The following is a 19,121-nucleotide window of genomic DNA, read 5'->3' as shown; positions in this document are numbered from 1 at the left end:
CCATCCTCAAACTTAAACATTCATACTCATTCACTCATTCCCCGTTCCACGGCGGCTCATTCAGTCATTCACTAATTCAGTCATTCACTAATTCACTCATTAGATAAATGAATAAATTCATTCGGGGAATTGTCGGCTTTTCTTTGAAAAACCGGTTCTTCATATTCTTCATGACCGGCCTGCTGATTGTCGCAGGTGTTGTCAGCTACCAAAATACCCCCCTGGAAGCGTTTCCGGACGTCACCAACACACAAATTATCATTGTTACCCAATGGAACGGCCGTAGTGCGGAGGAGATCGAGCGGTTTGTGACGGTTCCCATTGAGGTGGCGATGAATTCGGTACAGCAGAAATCCAATGTCCGCAGCACCACGATGTTCGGACTTAGCATTATCAAAATCATTTTTGATGACGGCGTTGAGGATTTCTTTGCCCGGCAGCAGGTTAATAATCAGCTGCGAAATATCTCGCTTCCCGAAGGTGTGGAGCCGGACGTGCAGCCTCCTTATGGGCCCACCGGTGAGATTTTCAGGTTTACATTAAAAAGCAAAGACCGCGACAGCCGCGAGCTCCTGACATTACACAACTGGGTGATCGACAGACAGCTGAGAAGTATTCCGGGTGTGGCAGACGTGGTTGCGTTCGGTGGTCGCGAGAAAATTTACGAAGTGCAGGTAAACCCCACCAAGCTGGTAAAATACAACATTACCCCGCTGGAAGTGTATCAGGCCGTTACGAAAAGTAATGTCAATGTCGGTGGCGATGTGATTGAAAAGAATGGGCAAGCTTATGTGGTTCGGGGGATCGGGTTACTGAACTCTATCCCTGATATCCAGAACATTATCGTCGAGTTTGTGAAGGATAACCCCGTGCTCGTGAAGGATGTTGCCGATGTGAAAGAGTCGGATATGCCGCGGGTTGGTCAGGTGGGGCTGGATGGAAATGATGATGTGGTGGAAGGGATTGTGGTGCAACGCAAAGGCGAGAACCCAAGTGAGGTACTGACGCGTATAAAGGATAAGGTGGAGGAATTGAACACCAAAATACTTCCTCCTGATGTCAAAATGGTCACTTTTTACGACCGTGATAACCTGATTGAATTTTGTGCGCATACTGTAAAACACAACCTCATTGAAGGCATTGTGCTGGTGACCGTCATCGTATTTGTATTCATGGCTGACTGGCGCACGACGATCATTGTTTCGATTATTATCCCGCTGGCGCTGCTGTTTGCATTCATGTGCCTGAAACTGATGGGAATGTCGGCCAACCTGCTTTCCATGGGTGCGATCGATTTCGGGATCATTATTGACGGGGCTGTGGTGATGGTGGAAGGGATTTTCGTGGCGCTGGACCATCTGGCGCATCGAAATGGTATGGAGCGGTACAACAAGTTGTCAAAACTGGGACTGATCAAACGTACAGGCGGCGAGCTTGGGAAAGCTATATTCTTCTCCAAACTGATCATTATCACGGCATTGATCCCGATTTTCAGTTTTCAAAAAGTCGAGGGAAAGATGTTTACGCCACTCGCTTATACGCTCGGGTTTGCATTACTGGGCGCACTACTGTATACGCTCACGCTGGTACCTGTGCTTTGCTCTATGTTGCTCAATAAAAATGTCCGCGAAAAGAGCAATCCAATCGTCCGCTTCTTCGACAGGGCGGTAACGAGGGGTTTTGAATGGTGCTACACGCGGAAAAAGATCAGTGTAATTCTTGCGACAGCGTTTTTAGGTATCAGTCTTTTTTCCGCCAAGTTTCTTGGTACCGAATTCCTGCCAACATTAAATGAAGGCGCATTGTGGGTGGAGGCGAAAATGCCGATGAGCAGCTCGTTGAACGAAACCATCAAAATGGTCACAATCCTGCGAGCGAAATTGAATGAATTTCCGGAGGTTAATGGTGTGCTATCCCAAACAGGACGCTCCAATGACGGTACCGACCCTTCCGGTTTCTATTATGTTCAAATGCAGGTTAACCTGAAACCAAAATCGGAATGGACGCGCAAGATCAGTCAGGACGATCTGATCGAGGAAATGGACAAAAAATTGAAACAATTCCAGGGAATCAATTACAATTATTCACAACCCATTATCGACAATGTGGCGGAAGCTGTTGCGGGAATGAATGCGAGTAATGCTGTAAAAATCTACGGCGATGATCTTGAAACATTGAATGACAAGGCCAATCAGGTTTTGGAAGCGATCAAAGACGTTCCGGGGATCAAAGACGTTGGTATTCTGAGAAATATCGGACAGCCTGAGGTTAGCGTAATCCTGCATGACCATAAAATGGCGCAGTACGGTGTGAGTACCGCCGACGCACAAGCCGTGATTGAAATGGCCATCGGTGGAAAAACAGCGTCAATACTTTATGAAGGTGAACGCAAATTTGACATCAGGCTGCGCTATGAGCAGCAGTACCGCCGGACGGTCGATGATATTCAGCAACTGATGGTCCCTACAATGACCGGCGGCAAAATTCCTTTGAAAGAAATTTCAACCATCAAAACCGTCACTGGGCCTGCATTTGTATATCGTGACAACAATAAACGGTTTATCGGGGTGAAATTCTCGGTACGTGAAAGAGATTTGGGAAGTACCATTGCCGATGCTCAAAATCGGGTGAAACCATTGTTAAAAACACTTCCAAAAGGCTACTCTGTAAACTGGTCAGGAGAATTTGAAAACCAGGTGCGCGCTACTGCAAGGTTGGGACAAGTTGTTCCCATAAGCTTGATAGGAATCTTCATATTACTGTTCATTATGTTCAGCAATGCCAAAGATGCCGGGCTCGTACTCATCAATGTACCTTTTGCACTGATCGGCGGGATACTTGCCCTCCATGTTACCCATATGAATTTCGGGATTTCGGCAGGCGTCGGTTTTATAGCGCTCTTTGGTCTCTGCGTGCAGAATGGGGTAATTCTGATATCAGTCTTTAACAAAAATCTCGCAGCACGAATGTCCCTGGATGATGCGATCAGAGAAGGTGTAAAATCCAGGATCCGGCCAGTGATCATGACCGCACTGATGGCAGCGATCGGCTTGCTTCCCGCAGCCACATCGACCGGTATCGGTTCAGAAACGCAAAAACCATTGGCGATCGTGGTGATTGGCGGGCTGATAACGGCCACGGTCCTTACCCTGCTCATTTTTCCGATCATCTACGGATTTTTCAATCGCAAGATCAAAACCTCGAAATACGCGTAAGGATATGCCACCAAACCCAGGGCTTTAGCCTTGGGTTTGTGCGCGTCCGCGGATGTCGGTGCCCGGGGCGTCCGCGGATGTCGGGGCCGGGGCGTCCGCGGATGTCGGGGCCGGGGCGTCCGCGGATGTCGGTGCCGGGGCGTCCCCGGATGTCGGGGCCGGGGCGTCCCCGGATGTCGGGGCCGGGGCGCCCGCGGATGTCGGTGCCGGGGCGTCCGTAGATGTCGGTGCCCGGGCGCCCGCGGACGGTACCCAGGGCTGAAGCCCTGGGCTATGTGGTGTCATATCTTACCGCCTACGTGGCTCAACGGTGAAAAATCGTAGCCAATGTGAAACACATAACGTAGCGATATGCCGAAGTTCCAGCCCGAGCCGTCACCTTCTATTTTGGCCTGCTGCATTTCCTTGTTATTGACCGTATAAATCAGGTTTGTGGTGATGGAATTGCCAAATCCCCATTGCTTTCGGGCAAATAAACTAAGGTCGATAGACTTCGCAACTTTGATCACATATTCCGCAGATACCTCTGCAATACCGGTCATGGCAGAATTAATGCGCGTGTCGCTGGATAAAAACAATGTATCAACTCCCTGTCTTCTACCCTTTTCCCTATATCCGTAAAATTCCATGTAATCCTTTTGCTTGCCGGTATTGGGCACTATCCCAGCACCCGCGCTGATCCAGAACGCAGAACGTCTGACGGTGGGCTTTCCAAAAAGCAGCCGCATTTTCCCTCGGACGATCAAGCTGTTCTTCTCGTTTTCCAGCTGGTACCTTAGCGGATTATCACCATTAATTAGCAGCACATTATGAATAGCCGAATGCGCATATTCGGCTTCCACCGACCATTGTTCGCGGAATACTCCTCCTACCACCACACTCCACGCGGAAACCGTCGGCGATTCGGTGCCGATCAAGCCGTCAAAATCATTGGTTAATGTATTTTTATCCGATCTCACAAACCCGTCGACACCGACGTACCACCGGTTCAGGGTACGGATATCTCCAAATTTTTTAAGCAATGATTCGGTCGTGTAAGGCTTTGCGCCAAGCGGGCGCGTGTAGATTTTACGGTAGTAGTCGCCCTGATCCTGCGCGAATGCATGGACGCTGACTACCATTAAAATGATGAAGGTAAAGAGTGATTTCATAACATACGGTCCGGCCTTTTTTTAAGATTACGCGCCCGTATGCCTGATCGTTGCAGATTATTTGCTAGTCTGGAAACTGATTGTAAAGGTTGTTCCGATACCCAGTTGCGACTGCACATCTATCCGCCCGTGATGCGCGTGGATAATGCTCATGGTAGTGGACAGCCCGATGCCCATTCCATTGTTTTTCCCGGTAAAATAAGGCTCAAAAATTTTCTCCATATCGTCCTCACTGATACCGGATCCATTGTCCGTAAAAATAACCTGGATCATCTCTCCCTGGGTTTTGGTGGCGATGCGCAAAATTCCGCGGTCCTCCTCCATTGCCTCGATTGCGTTGGTGATGAGGTTGAGGAAAGCCATTTCCAGGGATACCGGATCAAGCGGTAAGTCCATCTCTTCTTCTGCAAACTGTTTGGCGATCTGGATCCTTTTCAGCTGAACGCGGTCAAGAGCTGCCTTAATCGCCTGATCGAGCACAGAATGTACCGAGTTGTTGACCAGCTCAATGTCTTCCGAACCGGACGGTTGCAGCAATTGCGAGATCAGATCGTTGATCCGCGTGCAATTTCGTTTGATAATCTCGGTGTAAAATTTCTGGTCTTCGTCCGTCAGCTCCATTTCCAGCTGCTCTGCCGAAAGGTTCACATTGGTAAGCGGATTGCGTACCTCATGCGCCAGCATTCGCACCAACCGGCCCGTAACCGCCATTTTCTCAGAGAAAAGCCTTTCTCTTTCCGACTGTTTCCGGGCGGTCATATCGTGGATCCGGCCCTGGATGTAAGGATGATCATCATCGATTTCGACAGAGGCCGAAAAGAGACAGTATTTCTTATCGCCGTCCTTCGTCAATAACCGGATCTCGTAATCGTGAATGGTATGTTCGGCGATATTTTGCCATAGCATATCAAACTGAGGATCTTCGATCAGATCCAGTATGTTCCGCAGTTTGAGATCGTCTTCGGGATAACCCGTCAGCACACCAGCCGATGCATTGAGGTCAATGATATTTCCGGAAAGATCACTAATGAAAAGGAAGTCATTGGATTCCTCAAAAATGCGGCGGTATCTGCGTTCACTATGCTTCAAGGCCTTCATAACCGAAGTCCGTTCCAATGCATACCGGATACTTCTCTCCAGTTTTTCGGCATCCAGTTCACTTTTGATGAGATAGTCGGCCGCTCCAAGGCGGAGTGCCTCAACAGCGATTTTGGTGTCGCCTTTGCCTGTCAAAAGAATGATAGGTTCTTCGCATTCAAACTGGCAGGCCAGCTCAATGAGGTCAATCCCTGTGCTTTCGCCTAATAAATAGTCGAAAAGATACAGGTCAAATTTTTCATTCCTGATACGGTCTTGCGCGTCTCTGAATGTTGAACACCAGGTTATATCAAATTTCCAGTTCACCAAATCCTGAAAATATTCCCGTGTCAGAAAATAATCATCTTCGTCGTCATCGACGAGAAGGACCTTGATCAGTTTATTCATTGCAGTTCGTGTCTCACCTTTCTTCCCTACTAAATATCAAACTGCTTCATCTTGTTGTACAGGGTCTTCCTGTCGATATTCAATAGCCGGGCTGCCTTGCTCTTATTGAAATTCACATCTCTCAACACCTGCATGATCATATCGTATTCCGCCTCATTTGCTACTGTTTTCAGGCTCGGTTTGGAGTCGTCACCGTCCAGCGCATCGACCGCACCGGGCAGGGTTGCAGCGAGTATGTTGGGTTCATCATCAAGGTCTTTCAATTTCTTGTAATTGACGATTTCAAAAGGCAGCGATTTTTCCTCGATTAAGTCTCCGTCAGACAACAGTGTGGCGCGTTTGATCACGTTCTTCAGTTCGCGAAGGTTACCCGGCCAGGAGTAGTTGATGAAATCATTTTTAACCTCTTCCGAAAACCCGATCACGTTCTTGTTGAGCTCCACGTTGGTCGTTTCCAGGAAAGAATTCGCAAACAGCATCATATCGTCTTTACGGTTCCTTAATGCCGGTACTTCAATGGTAAATTCATTGAAACGATAATACAAATCTTCACGAAACTTGCCATTCCGGGCAGAATCAAGCAGTCGTTCATTACTCGCCACAAGGATCCGTACATCCAGGTCTATCTCCTTCGAGCCACCGATCCGGCGCATCTTGCGCTCTTGTACTACCCGTAGCAAAGCCACCTGTATTTCGTAGGACAAGTTGGAAACTTCGTCCAGAAACAATGTGCCGCCATTTGCCATTTCGAAATGGCCGATTTTAGTTTGCAGCGCTCCCGTAAACGATCCTTTTTCGTGACCAAACAGCTCACTTCCAGCTAGTTCTTTGGATATCGCACCACAGTCCATAGCGACAAAAGGCATATCTTTTCTTCTCGACCTGTTGTGTATTTCCTGCGCAATCGCCTCCTTACCCGAGCCACTTTCCCCGTAAATAATCACACTGAAATTGGTGGGTGCAACCAGGTCCACCTGCCTGAAAAGGCTATCCGAAATTTCGCTTTGTCCCATTATATAACCTGCCTTGGTTTTGGAATGCATTCTCCGGGCGGGTTTGCTGGTTTCAATAGTATCTCCGGAAACAGGCAAATTGTATTCGGCGTCCTCATTTTTGGACGACTCGGCATCGGCAATGGCTTTCTTCACCGTTACCAGGATTTCGTCCGGAAAAAGAGGTTTGGTAATGTAATCGTAGGCGCCGAGCTTCATCACACTAACAGCCACTTTGATGTCGGAATAGCCTGTAATAATCAAAACCGGAACATTGGGACGCTTGGCTTTAATGGCAGTCAGCAACTCGGTACCGGTAATATCGCCCAGCCGGAAGTCGGTCATAACCAGGTCTGGCGATACCGAGTCTATCAATGCGAGACCATCTTTGCCGTTTTGCGCTGTTTCAACTATAAAATCATTTTTGGATAAAAATCTCTTCAATAAGAAGCAAATGTCTGCCTCATCATCAACAACAACAATTTTTTTCATGCCGGGTTTTTAGGCTTAACTTAGTTTGTTTTAAATGGTAACACGCAGTCTAGCAGTAGGAATATTCAATTGCTCACGATACTTGGCCACTGTCCGCCTTGCTACCGAATATCCTCTGTCCGAAAGCATATCTGTAATCTGTTGATCGTTATAAGGGTGCCTTTTTTCTTCTTCACTAACAATTTCCCTGATCGCTTCCTGAATTTCCCGGTTTGATACTTCCGTTCCGTCCTCATTCGTAACTCCTTCCGTGAACAGATCTTTCAGTAACACAATCCCGAATGGCGTCTGAACGTATTTGTTCGTCGTGACGCGGGAAACAGTTGAGATATCCATATCAATAATTTCCGCCACATCTTTCAGGATCATCGGGCGCAGCTTCTTGATGTCGCCGGACTGGAAGTAATCGTATTGCAGCTTGACAATGGCTTTGAGCGTGCTCAGCATGGTATTTTCTCTCTGCTTGATCGCATCGATAAACCATTTCGCCGAATTCATCTTGTTTTTCAGGAACTGGTTGGTCGCCTTGTCGTTTTTCTGCTCCGCCATTTTGGTAAACAGCTTGTTCAGTTTCAATGCCGGACTATTTCCCCAGGTAAGCTGTACCTCTATCTCACCATCCTCTGTATACCTCAGCATAAAGTCCGGCTTAATACTTTCATTCACAAGCGAATCGTTGCGTAAGCCCGAGGCTGGTTTTGGATTAAGGGTTGTAATGAGTTGGATTGCTTTTTTCAATGATTCCTCGTCTAGCCCGGTTATGCGCATGATCTTGTCGTAATTCCGTGAACCCAGTTCGTCAAATGCATCGGTAACGATCTTGCACGCCCATTTCCAAATGTCATTCTGATTCTCCGACCTCGCAAGCTGGATCAGCAGACATTCTCTGAGATCATTGGCGGCGATTCCCGCAGGATCCAGCTGCTGGATAACTTTCAACATCTGGTTCACTTCGTCGGTGTCGATAAACATGCTGTTCGCGAATGAAATATCGTCCGCGATCACCTCTGGTTCTCTCCTCAAAAAGCCATCTTCGTCGAGTGAGTCAAGAATAAAATCGGCGATAAGCTGCTGTCTTTCATCCAGTCGCAGGAAGTGTACCTGTTGTTTCAAATCGTCCCGGAATGAGATGGATTCCACCATTGGACGTGTATATAATTCATTATCGGGCGACTGGTTGTTAGCATAAGTCTTGTAATCCGGAATGTCGTCGTCCCGAAATTCATCCCAATCGTAATAATCCTGTACGGAAGTATCGTCCCCCGAGCCCGCAGCATCAGCGGGATCTTGAAATTCGTCAGCAGTATCTTCGGACGCATTCTCCTCTTTGCCCTCTTCCAGTATCGGATTTTCTTCCAGTTCTTCCTTTATTCTTTGCTCCAATTCCATTGTCGTCAAATGCAGTAAATTCAGCATCTGAATTTGCAATGGAGAGTATTTCAATGTCTGTCTTTGCGTCTGCGTCTGTCTTTGCATATAGCAACTAAGGGTAAGATTGTAATTCTCTGATGCTTTAAATTTACGACTCTTTATCTAATCTATCTTCACCTTGCAGGCCCGTTTGTCAAGATTGCGTAGTTATTTCCACAGACTGAGTACTTTAATTCAGGTTGTAGAAGTAATCCACATTTGCAGTCCGGCAATGACCTGTCTACGGCATTCCAAAAACACTTTTTAAATTGATGAAAGTTCATTCATCAATTCCTGACATGTGTTTGCAAGTCTTTTTTCTTTCATGCCCGACTTCTTTATAGAAGTCTGATAATCAGCAATATCAATTTTGAAAACAAATTGCAAAACCGTTTTGCCGGTCATTTTTATCCCTCGGGCCAGAAGCGTCAAACTATCGATCAAACCAGAACATCTGTATTCTTGCAGGGAATCAGTCCCGGGATATCGGGATTAATTTACAAAACCCTTGCCCGACGCCTCAACAAACAAAAGACCCTCCGTTTTACGAAGGGTCCGTGTTGATGAATAGTGTGTTGATAACTAACAAATAGTGTGTATCAATAAAGATCACGCCGTGGTTACCGGCTCTTCGTCAGTCGCCTTCTTTATCCAGCGCAGCCATTTCAAAAGCAGTTCCCGTCCTTCTTCCACGCCATGCTTCATCAGCACTTTCTCCACTACCAACGGGGCCAAAAAATTCAAGGGAACTGGCAGCCTTCCCAATGCAGTTCTTGCGAGTACCGCACCCACCCCCAATTCCATCCCTTTTCCTGTCACACCCTGTGGGCCTGCGGTAAGCAGATCCTTAATGTAGGTGATCGTGCCGGAAACTTTATCCGACTCCGCCAGCTGACTGATCTGATTCTTGATTTTGCTTTGCATAAATTTCAAATAGTACGATCCGGCCGCAATGGCCGGATCGCGGGATTAATATTTATTCCACTCTTCCTTGGCCGCGCTACTATACTCTTCTGCTTTCTTTGCAGCGGTATCTTTATACTCCAGCCCTTCCTTTTTAATTTCGTCGGCAGCATCAGATGCTTTCTCTTTGCTTTTCTCAAGCGCCTCTATCAAATCACTGGCCAAACTGTTGGTTTTTTTCTTGATCTTTTTCCTCATTTTGCCACCATCATCCGGCGCGAACAGCAGCCCTATTACTGCGCCCACAGCTGCAGCAGTTACAATACCCCAAAAAGCTTTATTACCTGACATAACTCAATTCCGGTTAATGTGAATAATTACCTTTTTATGTTCTTTACAGAAAAACCTGTACCAAATCACAGGTGACGGCCTAAAAACTTCTTAAACATTGACAATCAGCCGTTTAGATATATAAGTCAGGGTTATTGAAATGAATCTTCTCCCCGGTGATGTAAAATAATATTCCTAAAAAGTGTAGATCATGCACAACTGTTCTACAATTTCGTCTTAATTACAATACAACATAACCGTGTAAAAGTAAAGGGGTACTTAACCGACTATGGCAGGGTTATTGCTTTTATTGTAACTAATGTCTCGCAGCGCATGATTGTACAATTTTTAAGCTTATAAAACCTCCGACCTAATGATTACAAATTCTACCTTGAACACATCCCTATGAAAATTGTAATAATTGAAGATGAGCAGGAGCTGGGGGCATTGATGCGCAATTTTCTAGTCAGACAGTTAAATATCAAATTCCCGGACACGGCAGTCAAGGTAGCAGGGTCGATAACGGACGGAGTGCAATGTATCAGGGAAATAAAACCCGATTGGATATTCATTGACAACAACTTACCCGATGGCAAAGGAATTGACGAGATCCAAAATATCAAAAAAATGTATGACAGCGGCAAGATCAAAATTGTAATGATGAGTGCTATGACAAATCTTAAAGACGAGGCTTTCCGCAACGGCGCGGATTACTTTTTAGATAAGCCAATCAGCTTTGTGGAGGTCCGGCACATACTCACAAGTCAGAGGGAAAGTTAAGATATACTACCCAACTGCATTAAAAAGAGTAGAAAAAATTACTTCATGTGGGGATTTACAAGAGAGAAGACGTAGAAAAAATTTCTCAGTGATTTTTTTTGCTTATTCTGAGCGTTCCTTTAAAACAGAACAGGACATTTGGTGCCTGATCTGGCCCGTGAGCCAGGCAACTTCACCTTCTGGCTATGATATCTTACCTTTTTGTTTTTCGGCGCATCCGACTTCTTCTTCGGATAGGCTATGAGCTTGAAATCGTATTCAGGAATAAAATAATCCTCCTTGTATTCCGCCACCGGCAACGGCATATAGTGACGCCCAGGGAATGAAAGAACGTCATACTCATAGTCGTAGAGGTAAATCGTTACGAAACCATCCCGGCTGTATTTGATCCCGATGTCCGAAAAAGGGCTGTTCTCGTCCGAAGAAGCCACGAGTCGCATCATTTCTTTCTGTTTGCCTTTAACCAAAACCGTCATGTTATACTGAAATACCCTGTGCAGTGAATCGATCTGGATCGCAATGCCTAGATAGTACTTCGCGTCTTTGATACGCTCTTGCCCCGCATACATGACTGCGGTGTTATTGAGTGCGCTTTTGTCCTGATAGCTCTGATAGCTCAGTTTGGCTTCATCGTACTTTTCAAGGTACCGGTATACATTTCCCTGATTTACATTATAAAATTTTCTGGAAGGAGCTGCGTCCATTGCTTTTTTAAAGTCATCATACGACCCATCATATCTCGCATTCGCTTCATTTACCTGATGGCGCTGGTCATGCCTGTTCCCTATATACGCCTGCACGATGCCGTGATTATTATGGAGGAACGGCAACTCCGGTTTCTCACGCACCAAGCTGTCAAACAGCGACATAGACCTATCCAGTTGGTCATTTTCAAGCAACACTATCCCCCATCCATTCTGTGCGTTAACATTGGAAGGATTCAGGGAAACTGCTTTCTTAAATACCTGGTAACCCTTCTTAAACATATCAAAATGCAAAAGCAGGTTTCCATAATTGCTCCACATAAGATCATATCCCTGTTCGTATTGCAGCGCTTTCGACAGGTACTGTCCTGCCTCCGAGAAGCGTTTCTGGTCGATCATGATACTGCTCATTCCAGCCAGCGCCTCGTAACGCGCACCATCGAGCTTAATCGCCTTTTGAAAATCACTCTGAGCGCCGGTGGTTTGCTTCAAGTAATATTCTGAAAAAGCTTTGGTCACAAAAAGGTCTGCAAAAAACTTGTTATCCTCATTCAATGCTTTTTCCGCTTTTTTGAAATCTTTTAGCGCCAGATCATATTTTTTTTGCCCATAGTTCGCGACAGCGCGTCCCAGATAGGCTGGCAGATAGGTCGAATCCTTCTTAATAACCCGATCAAAAAGCGTAAAAGCTGTCTGGTACTCGTGTTTTGATAAATGCGTATTTCCTATCCCCGATTGCAGAGCGGGCGTTTCCCGCTTCAAAGTTGAAGCTAATTTGTAGTACCGCTGCGCCTCGCTAATCTGCATGAGACCATAAAAAGAATGTCCCATTCCCAGGTAAGCATCGCCCCTGAACGTCCGCTCGTTACTTTCCAGGTATTTCTCAAAAACAGCCTTGGCAGCCCCAAACTGATTCAAAGATAAAAGCGCATTGGCGTAGCGGATCTGGGCTTTTGGGTGAGTCCGTGATACTTTTTCAAAGTCTTTGACAGCTCGTTTTTCATTACCGGTGCGCATCAGGATATCCCCTCTTTGCAGCCTGTAAGCCATTTCGTCTTTCTGGCGGACTGCTGCCGACATTTCGTCCACCGCTTCCGTTAGCTGACCATTGAATTTGTAAACCATCCCGACATTATAATTCCATTTCCCCCCGGTACCCTTTGCGGAGTTTTGTCCCGCAAAATCAATGGCCTGCCCATATTTCTTTTGCTTCGCATATGTAACCATTGTATTCAACGTAGCCTGGACACCCCCCGGGGCATCCGCAAAATCATTTCTCGCGGCCTCGTACCGGCCCGAAAGCATGGCGAACAATCCGCGGTTATAATGAAGGTAAGCGTCCTGGGTACTCAGGTCCAGCTCTTCCATAATATGAAGCGCCTTCTGGTAATTGCCCGACAAGGCCAGGATAACCGCCTCATTGTTCATGCGTTGAACAGAATCGGAAGGCTGGAAAGCCCGCTTGTGGTAGAGCGAATAGGCGGCTTGTAAACTACGGATTCCGCGCTGGTAGGATTCTTCGCGGAGCAATGCCGGGTTGTTTTCTTCAAATGACCTGTTGAAGACCGGCAACAAATCTTTTACTATTTTCTGGCACTCACTAAAATCCTGCGCAGATGCTGTATTAGGGGATAAAGCCATCAACATCAGCAATATACCTGATGAAACAAGTATGTAGATTTTCTGTACCATGCGTGTGTTAAATGGCTCAAAAGCTACTAACGTACGAGTAATGTTCCAGATTTACAATTATTGCTTTGTCTGCTTAAATAAAATCTAGCTAAAATATAATTTTTTCAATAAATAAAACCATAATACAGGTCGCCGGGATTTATTTCGTCCATGTTGAATGTGCGTCAACAAAAACCTCCTCTCCTTTCACGACCATGTTAACCCCTGATTCAGAAGTGTTTTCAACGGTTACACCTTGCTTACTAACCCCAATTCGCAGCCAGGCACCTCTAAATCCAATCCTGAACGTATAGGAGTTCCATTGCTCGGGGATATAAGGGTTTAATATAAGTATTCCGTCTTTTACACGTTGTCCTGCAAATCCCTTTACAATGCTCATCCAGGTCCCGGCCATGGAGGTAATGTGCAGCCCATCCTCGGTGTCGTTGTTATAATCGTCCAGGTCCAGGCGGGCCGTGCGGACATACATTTCATAAGCTTTGTCCTTCAATCCGATGCCTGCGGCCAGAATCGAATGCACGCAAGGCGAAAGCGAAGATTCATGAACAGTCATCGGCTCATAAAATTCAAAATTCCGCCTGATCACTTCCGGCTGAAACTCGTCCTCAAAGAAGTAAAGCCCCTGCAACACATCCGCCTGTTTGATGAAGCAAGACCTCAAAATCCGGTCCCAGGACCATTTCTGGTTAATAGGTCTGTGCTCCGTGATATCATCTACCGTAAGTATTTCTTTGTCCAGAAACCCTTGTTGCTGCAAATAAACCTGCCTGTCGTTATCATACGGAAAATGCATGTTCTCCACGATATGCTTCCATTCTGCCAGTTCTTTGTTTAGCTGAAAACTCGTCCTGAGAATAATCTCATTTAGTTTTCGAGAATCCTCAGTCCACAATTTACCAATCACATCCAGCGTGTAACGCAATGTCCAGGCGGCAATGTAATTGGTATACCAGTTGTTATTGACATTGTTTTCATACTCATTAGGCCCGGTAACGCCCAGCATTACATACTGCTTTTTATCTTCCGACCAGTTGACCCTTTGCTTCCAAAATCTCGAAATCCCGATCAATACTTCTAGGCCCAGGTCAGTCAGGTAACTTTCGTCGCCGGTGTAGCGCGTGTAGTCATAAATCGCGTAGGCGATCGCACCATTTCTATGGATTTCTTCGAATGTGATCTCCCATTCGTTGTGACATTCCTCACCATTCATGGTCACCATCGGGTACAGTGCCGCGCCATCCGTAAAGCCTAGCTTCTCTGCATTTTCGATTGCCTTTTGCAGATGCTTATGTCTATATACGAGCAGGTTACGGGCCACTTTCTGCTCCGCTGTAGACAGGTAAAAGGGAATGCAGTAAGCCTCAGTATCCCAGTAAGTACTGCCGCCATACTTCTCGCCGGTGAAGCCTTTGGGACCAATGTTCAGTCGCTCATCCTCCCCCGTGTAAGTTTGTCCCAAATGGAAAATATTAAATCTGATCCCTTGCTGAGCGGCCACATTTCCTTCGATCGCAATGTCATTCTTCTCCCACTTCTCAGCCCAGGCCTGAATATGTTCCAGATACATTTGATCAAATCCCTTTTCTGAGATCCGGGCAATGTAACGCTTCGCCTGCTCCAACAAGTCCTCTCTTTTATAATTCGCAGAAGACAAATTCACAGCATATTTATAAATCGTAAGCTCCTGGCCTTCTTTCAAATTAATGTCAACAGTAGCAGCTACATACTTCTCCGTCTCCGTCGGAACAGACTGATAATCTATACTTTGACCGTTTATTTTTATTTCAAAACACATTCCTGTTGCCACCTGAAACAGTTCGACACCATAGGGATTTTGTTTGGTTTCAAGGGTCAGGTAGGCTTGTGAAGTGCCGGCTTCCCGATGGATTTCATTCCAAAACGACTCATCGTAATTAGAATCCCTGTTTCGGATATTCCCGTCCAGATAAGGGGTAATGCTGATGTTATCTTCAAAATTCAAAGGGGTAATGCTGTAACTGATCGCCCCCGCCTCATCATCGACCATGCTGCAAAAGCGCTTCGAATGTATCCTCAGGCGCTTTCCTCCCGATAATGTCACCGTAGCAGTACGTTCCAGCACCCCTTCTTTCATATTCAGCACACGGCTGAAACCTTCCACCTCGCAGGTATGCAAATCCAATACCTCACCCCCGATCCGAATCTCAATTCCGACCCAGTTGCAGGCATTCAATACCTTTGCGAAATAATTGGGGTAGCCATTTTTCCACCAGCCTACCCGGGTTTTGTCAGGAAAATAAACCCCTGCAACGTAGTTACCCAGTAATGTCTTCCCCGAGTACCGCTCTTCAAAATTCCCTCTCTGCCCCATTCTGCCATTCCCGAGGCTCATCAGGCTCTCTGTGATCTCGTTATGTTCAGGATGGAAACTGTTTTCTACGATGCACCATTCGTCATGGGTGATGTAATTTTTCATTTTTGTCAGAGAGGTATTGTTTTGAATTCAGAAAAACCCGCGCTGCCGCAAAGCCAACACGGTTTCAAATATGTGAAAATATAAAATGAATGCCCAAAGAAATTGGTTTAAAGCTTTTGAAAAGGAAATATATTACTGGTAAGTCAAAATAATTCCGTTACCAAAACTAGACACCTGCGTCTAAACTTAAAGTAGTTCCAAGATTTCACAAATCCACCACTTTAAGCGAATCGCATGTCACGACTATCAACAAGATTAAGCTGGATCGCCGCGCTTTGTTCGGTATTAGCCTTTGAATACAGCCTTGCCCAGACTGGGAGCAAAAACTACATTCTTTCCCGTACTTTCAAACAAACCGGGGCGCTTCCAAATGACGTAAGCAAAGTCAACATCCAGGTACAGTATATCGACGGCCTGGGCAGGCCATTGCAAAATGTGTCTGTCGGACAAAGTCCTACGGGCGCTGATTTAGTACAACCTGTTGAATACGATGCTTTTGGCCGACAGGTGAAACATTTTCTTCCCTACACTGCCGCAGGTAGCGGTGCTTTTCAACCAGCTGCTCCCGCTGCCCAGGCCGCGTTTTACTCCACCAATTCAGCCGGTTTGGAACCAACCGATCTGGCCCGGCCGTATTCCGAGACTGGTTTCGAACTTTCTGCATTGAACCGTCCCCAGGCTGAAAGGGCTCCCGGCAACAAAAGCGCCTCTGCAAACATCAGTTACGGTACCAACATTGCCGGTGAAGTAAAACGATATGATTATGTAGCCAATGCCAATATCCTCTTGACCCTCAGTAGCAATGGGGATTATGCAGCTGGAAAACTGTACCGTATCCAAAGAGTTGACGAAAACGGAAAGGTCAGCACTGAATTTACCGACACACAGGGAAGGCTGATCTGTCGGAAAACGACCGCTTCCGTCAATGAAATACTGGCTACTTATTATGTGTATGATGATTATGGCCAGCTCCGTGCCGTCTTGCAGCCCCAGTACCAGGACAATCCCAGTACAGCCGACTATGCTTTCCTGTACGAGCGCGATATACGCGGACAGGTGATTGGAAAGAAAATCCCGGGGGCAGGAATTGTCAACTTGGTTTACGATAACTTCGACCGGCAGGTACTCTCCCAGGATGCGGCCCAACTTGCCCGGGGCGTTTGGGGTTTCATCAAATACGATGCATTGAACCGTGTCGTGCTGACGGGTGAGATCGCTTCCGTATCCAGTCGGGCAGTTTGGCAAGCCAGTATCAATGCCAACCAGGTGCACCATGAAGACAAGGCTGCCGGAGGGATTGGTTACTCGCTTGGCAATACGCTTCCCAATATCGCCGAGGCCAATGTGCTGGTAGTCAACTATTATGACGACTATTCTTTCCCAAAACCAGCTAACCTGGGTTATGCCAATACTTACAGCGTTAATGCATTAAACTCCGCCAAGGGCCTGCAAACCGGTAGCCGGACGCGGATGCTGGCAGGTGCCAATCAGTGGCTGACGAGCGCAACCTACTATGATGCTGAGTACCGGCCTGTCCAAACAGTCAGGGAATTGTATGACCTGGGTGCTGGTGCCATTGAGCGGGTTTCAATGCAATACAAATACGACCTCGCGCCTGTCATTGCCCAGGAAAAGACCGAGCAGGTCATTGCTACCGGTACCAATTTACATCTAAAAACTTACGAGTATGACCATGCGGACCGGCTTTTGAGTGTGAAGGAAAAAGTCAATAATGGCAGTAAATCCAGGGAAGCAGTCACCCTTGCGCAGCGTTACAATGCATTGGGCCAATTGCAGCACAAGTGGTTCCATTCAGATGATGGCATTAATTTCCGCAGAAGGACGACCTACACCAACAACATCCGTGGCTGGCTCACGCAGGGCCAAACTTTTTATAAAACCAAGGAAAATGAGCCGGACTCTTCATTCTACAACTTTGCGCTCAGCTATGCCAACGGGAACAACTATACCAATGGCAATATCAGCCAAATGCAATGGAGCGGAAAAGCAGAAAACAGTTTTACGAAAGGGCTGGCTTTCACCTATGATGGAGCTAACCGGCTTTTAGGGTCTACAGGACTGAACAATTACGCGGAAACAGAAGGCGGGATCAGTTACGATAAGAATGGGAATATCAAGACATTGATCAGGAGCGGCGTTGTTTTGGATAATTTGAGTTATGCTTACCTCGGCAATCAGCTTTCGGCTGTCACGGATGGGTCAGGGAGCAACTTGGGTGTGAAGAATGGGGTCAGCAATTATGGTTATGACGGTAATGGCAACATGACCAGTGATGGTAACCGTGGAGCAGTGCTCACTTATAATTATTTAAACCTGCCCAAAACAGTAACCATTGGAGGTAAAACATTAACTTATGACTACGATGCAGCGGGTACAAAGCATAAATATGTAGCTGATACATTGACTGCTAAGTACGCTGGTGGTTTTGAGTATAATCAGAGTAATGTGTTCAAGCGGCTGGCCATTAGTGACGGGCAGGCTGTTTACCGGAAGGATACCATTCGTTTTGACTATTATCTGAAAGACCATTTGGGTAATGTGAGGGTGGTTTTTGATGAGAGGGGGAGGATTTTGCAGCGGACGGATTACTATCCTTTTGGGTTGGAGATTGATCGGAATGCTCCGATGCAGACGCCTTCGGCTAGGAATAATGTGAACCGGTTTTTGTATAATGGGAAGGAGTTGCAGGTTGGGACGGGGTTAGTGGATTATGGGGCGAGGATGTATATGCCGGAAGTTGGGCGTTGGGGGGTGATGGATCCGATGGCAGAGTTTGACCAGAGCCTAGCCCCTTATAATTACACGGAAAACAACCCGGTCACAAATATTGATCCCGATGGCATGATGTCATTTACTGTTAATGGCTCAGATGACGAAATTTTAAAACGCGGTACACAGTTTGGGAGTATGGACAAGCGGGTAATAGGTGACTGCCCGAGCTGCCCCAAGGACAAAGCGTATGATATTTACCGGGATTCTAAGGAATTATTTACTTATGATGGGAAAACCGCCAGTGTATACAATAGCAAGGGAGAAATGGCAGAGCGGGCCGCAAGGCCTTCCGAAGCCACCACCATCGGCCTGCCCTTGTGGTATAGCTTGGGTGCCTTTGCCGAAAATGCGCCACAAGTAGGCTTGAATGTCCTTAAAGTGGGTGTAACAATACCTTTGATGACGCTAGCTTTTGTTTTGTCACCGACACCAGCTCAGGCACCGGGAGTAAGTCCGGCAACACGTTATTTTACACCTGCCCCCAAAGAGCTTCCAGGATTTCCTAATGCAGAAAGAGCTGGTCGAAAAGCTGGACGGGCCAGATGGATCAATAATAACGGGGATATCTTGGAATGGGATTCACAACATGGAGAAGTAGAAGTCTATAACAAAACTGGCAAGGTACACAAAGGTGCAGCCGATCCTAATACAGGTCAAATGAAGCCAAATAGTGCCAAACCAGGTAGAACAACCCAAAACTGAACAAATTGTAAATAATA

The 19,121-nt window shown here is 46.5% G+C and carries 11 protein-coding genes; 3 read left to right on the top strand and 8 right to left on the bottom strand.

Going from position 1 to position 19,121, the window contains the following annotated elements; all coding sequences use genetic code 11:
- Positions 1-107: 107 nt before the first annotated feature.
- The gene (locus tag ON006_RS31815; RefSeq protein ID WP_244821835.1) at positions 108-3,215 is read left to right on the top strand and encodes an efflux RND transporter permease subunit; all 3,108 of its coding nucleotides are present in this window, start codon (positions 108-110) and stop codon (positions 3,213-3,215) included.
- Positions 3,216-3,496: 281 nt separating this feature from the next.
- On the opposite strand, the gene ON006_RS31810 is transcribed toward ON006_RS31815, so the two are convergent.
- The 6 genes from ON006_RS31810 to ON006_RS31785 form a co-directional block, all read right to left on the bottom strand.
- Positions 3,497-4,366, bottom strand: a complete 870-nt coding sequence (locus ON006_RS31810) for a hypothetical protein (protein ID WP_244821836.1) — start codon at positions 4,364-4,366, stop codon at positions 3,497-3,499.
- Positions 4,367-4,423: 57 nt separating this feature from the next.
- The gene (locus ON006_RS31805) at positions 4,424-5,851 is read right to left on the bottom strand and encodes a hybrid sensor histidine kinase/response regulator (protein WP_244821837.1); all 1,428 of its coding nucleotides are present in this window, start codon (positions 5,849-5,851) and stop codon (positions 4,424-4,426) included.
- 29 nt (positions 5,852-5,880) lie between these two features.
- A complete protein-coding gene (locus ON006_RS31800; protein ID WP_244821838.1) occupies positions 5,881-7,335 on the bottom strand; it encodes a sigma-54-dependent transcriptional regulator in 1,455 nt (484 codons plus the stop codon).
- A gap of 30 nt (positions 7,336-7,365) precedes the next feature.
- A complete protein-coding gene (rpoN, locus tag ON006_RS31795) occupies positions 7,366-8,811 on the bottom strand; it encodes an RNA polymerase factor sigma-54 (protein WP_244821839.1) in 1,446 nt (481 codons plus the stop codon).
- A gap of 543 nt (positions 8,812-9,354) precedes the next feature.
- Positions 9,355-9,669, bottom strand: coding sequence for a hypothetical protein (locus ON006_RS31790; protein ID WP_244821840.1), 315 nt, complete (start codon positions 9,667-9,669; stop codon positions 9,355-9,357).
- 45 nt (positions 9,670-9,714) lie between these two features.
- Positions 9,715-9,999, bottom strand: a complete 285-nt coding sequence (locus ON006_RS31785; protein WP_244821841.1) for a YtxH domain-containing protein — start codon at positions 9,997-9,999, stop codon at positions 9,715-9,717.
- Positions 10,000-10,383: 384 nt separating this feature from the next.
- Between ON006_RS31785 and ON006_RS31780 the strand changes: the two genes are divergently transcribed.
- Positions 10,384-10,758, top strand: coding sequence for a response regulator (locus ON006_RS31780; protein ID WP_244821842.1), 375 nt, complete (start codon positions 10,384-10,386; stop codon positions 10,756-10,758).
- A gap of 119 nt (positions 10,759-10,877) precedes the next feature.
- On the opposite strand, the gene ON006_RS31775 is transcribed toward ON006_RS31780, so the two are convergent.
- On the bottom strand, positions 10,878-13,154 hold the full coding sequence (locus ON006_RS31775; RefSeq protein ID WP_244821843.1) for a tetratricopeptide repeat protein: 2,277 nt from the start codon (positions 13,152-13,154) through the stop codon (positions 10,878-10,880).
- Between the two features lie 139 nt (positions 13,155-13,293).
- On the bottom strand, positions 13,294-15,609 hold the full coding sequence (locus tag ON006_RS31770; RefSeq protein WP_244821844.1) for a glycoside hydrolase family 65 protein: 2,316 nt from the start codon (positions 15,607-15,609) through the stop codon (positions 13,294-13,296).
- A 234-nt stretch (positions 15,610-15,843) separates the two neighbouring features.
- On the opposite strand from ON006_RS31770, the gene ON006_RS31765 reads away from it, so the two are divergent.
- Positions 15,844-19,104, top strand: a complete 3,261-nt coding sequence (locus ON006_RS31765) for a DUF6443 domain-containing protein (RefSeq protein WP_244821845.1) — start codon at positions 15,844-15,846, stop codon at positions 19,102-19,104.
- The last annotated feature ends 17 nt before the right edge of the window (positions 19,105-19,121 follow it).

The sequence above is a fragment of the Dyadobacter pollutisoli genome (genome assembly GCF_026625565.1).
Classification (GTDB): Bacteria; Bacteroidota; Bacteroidia; order Cytophagales; family Spirosomataceae; genus Dyadobacter; species Dyadobacter pollutisoli.
The sequence above is the reverse complement of the archived record's forward strand: the minus strand, read 5'-3'. Positions and strand labels throughout refer to the sequence as shown.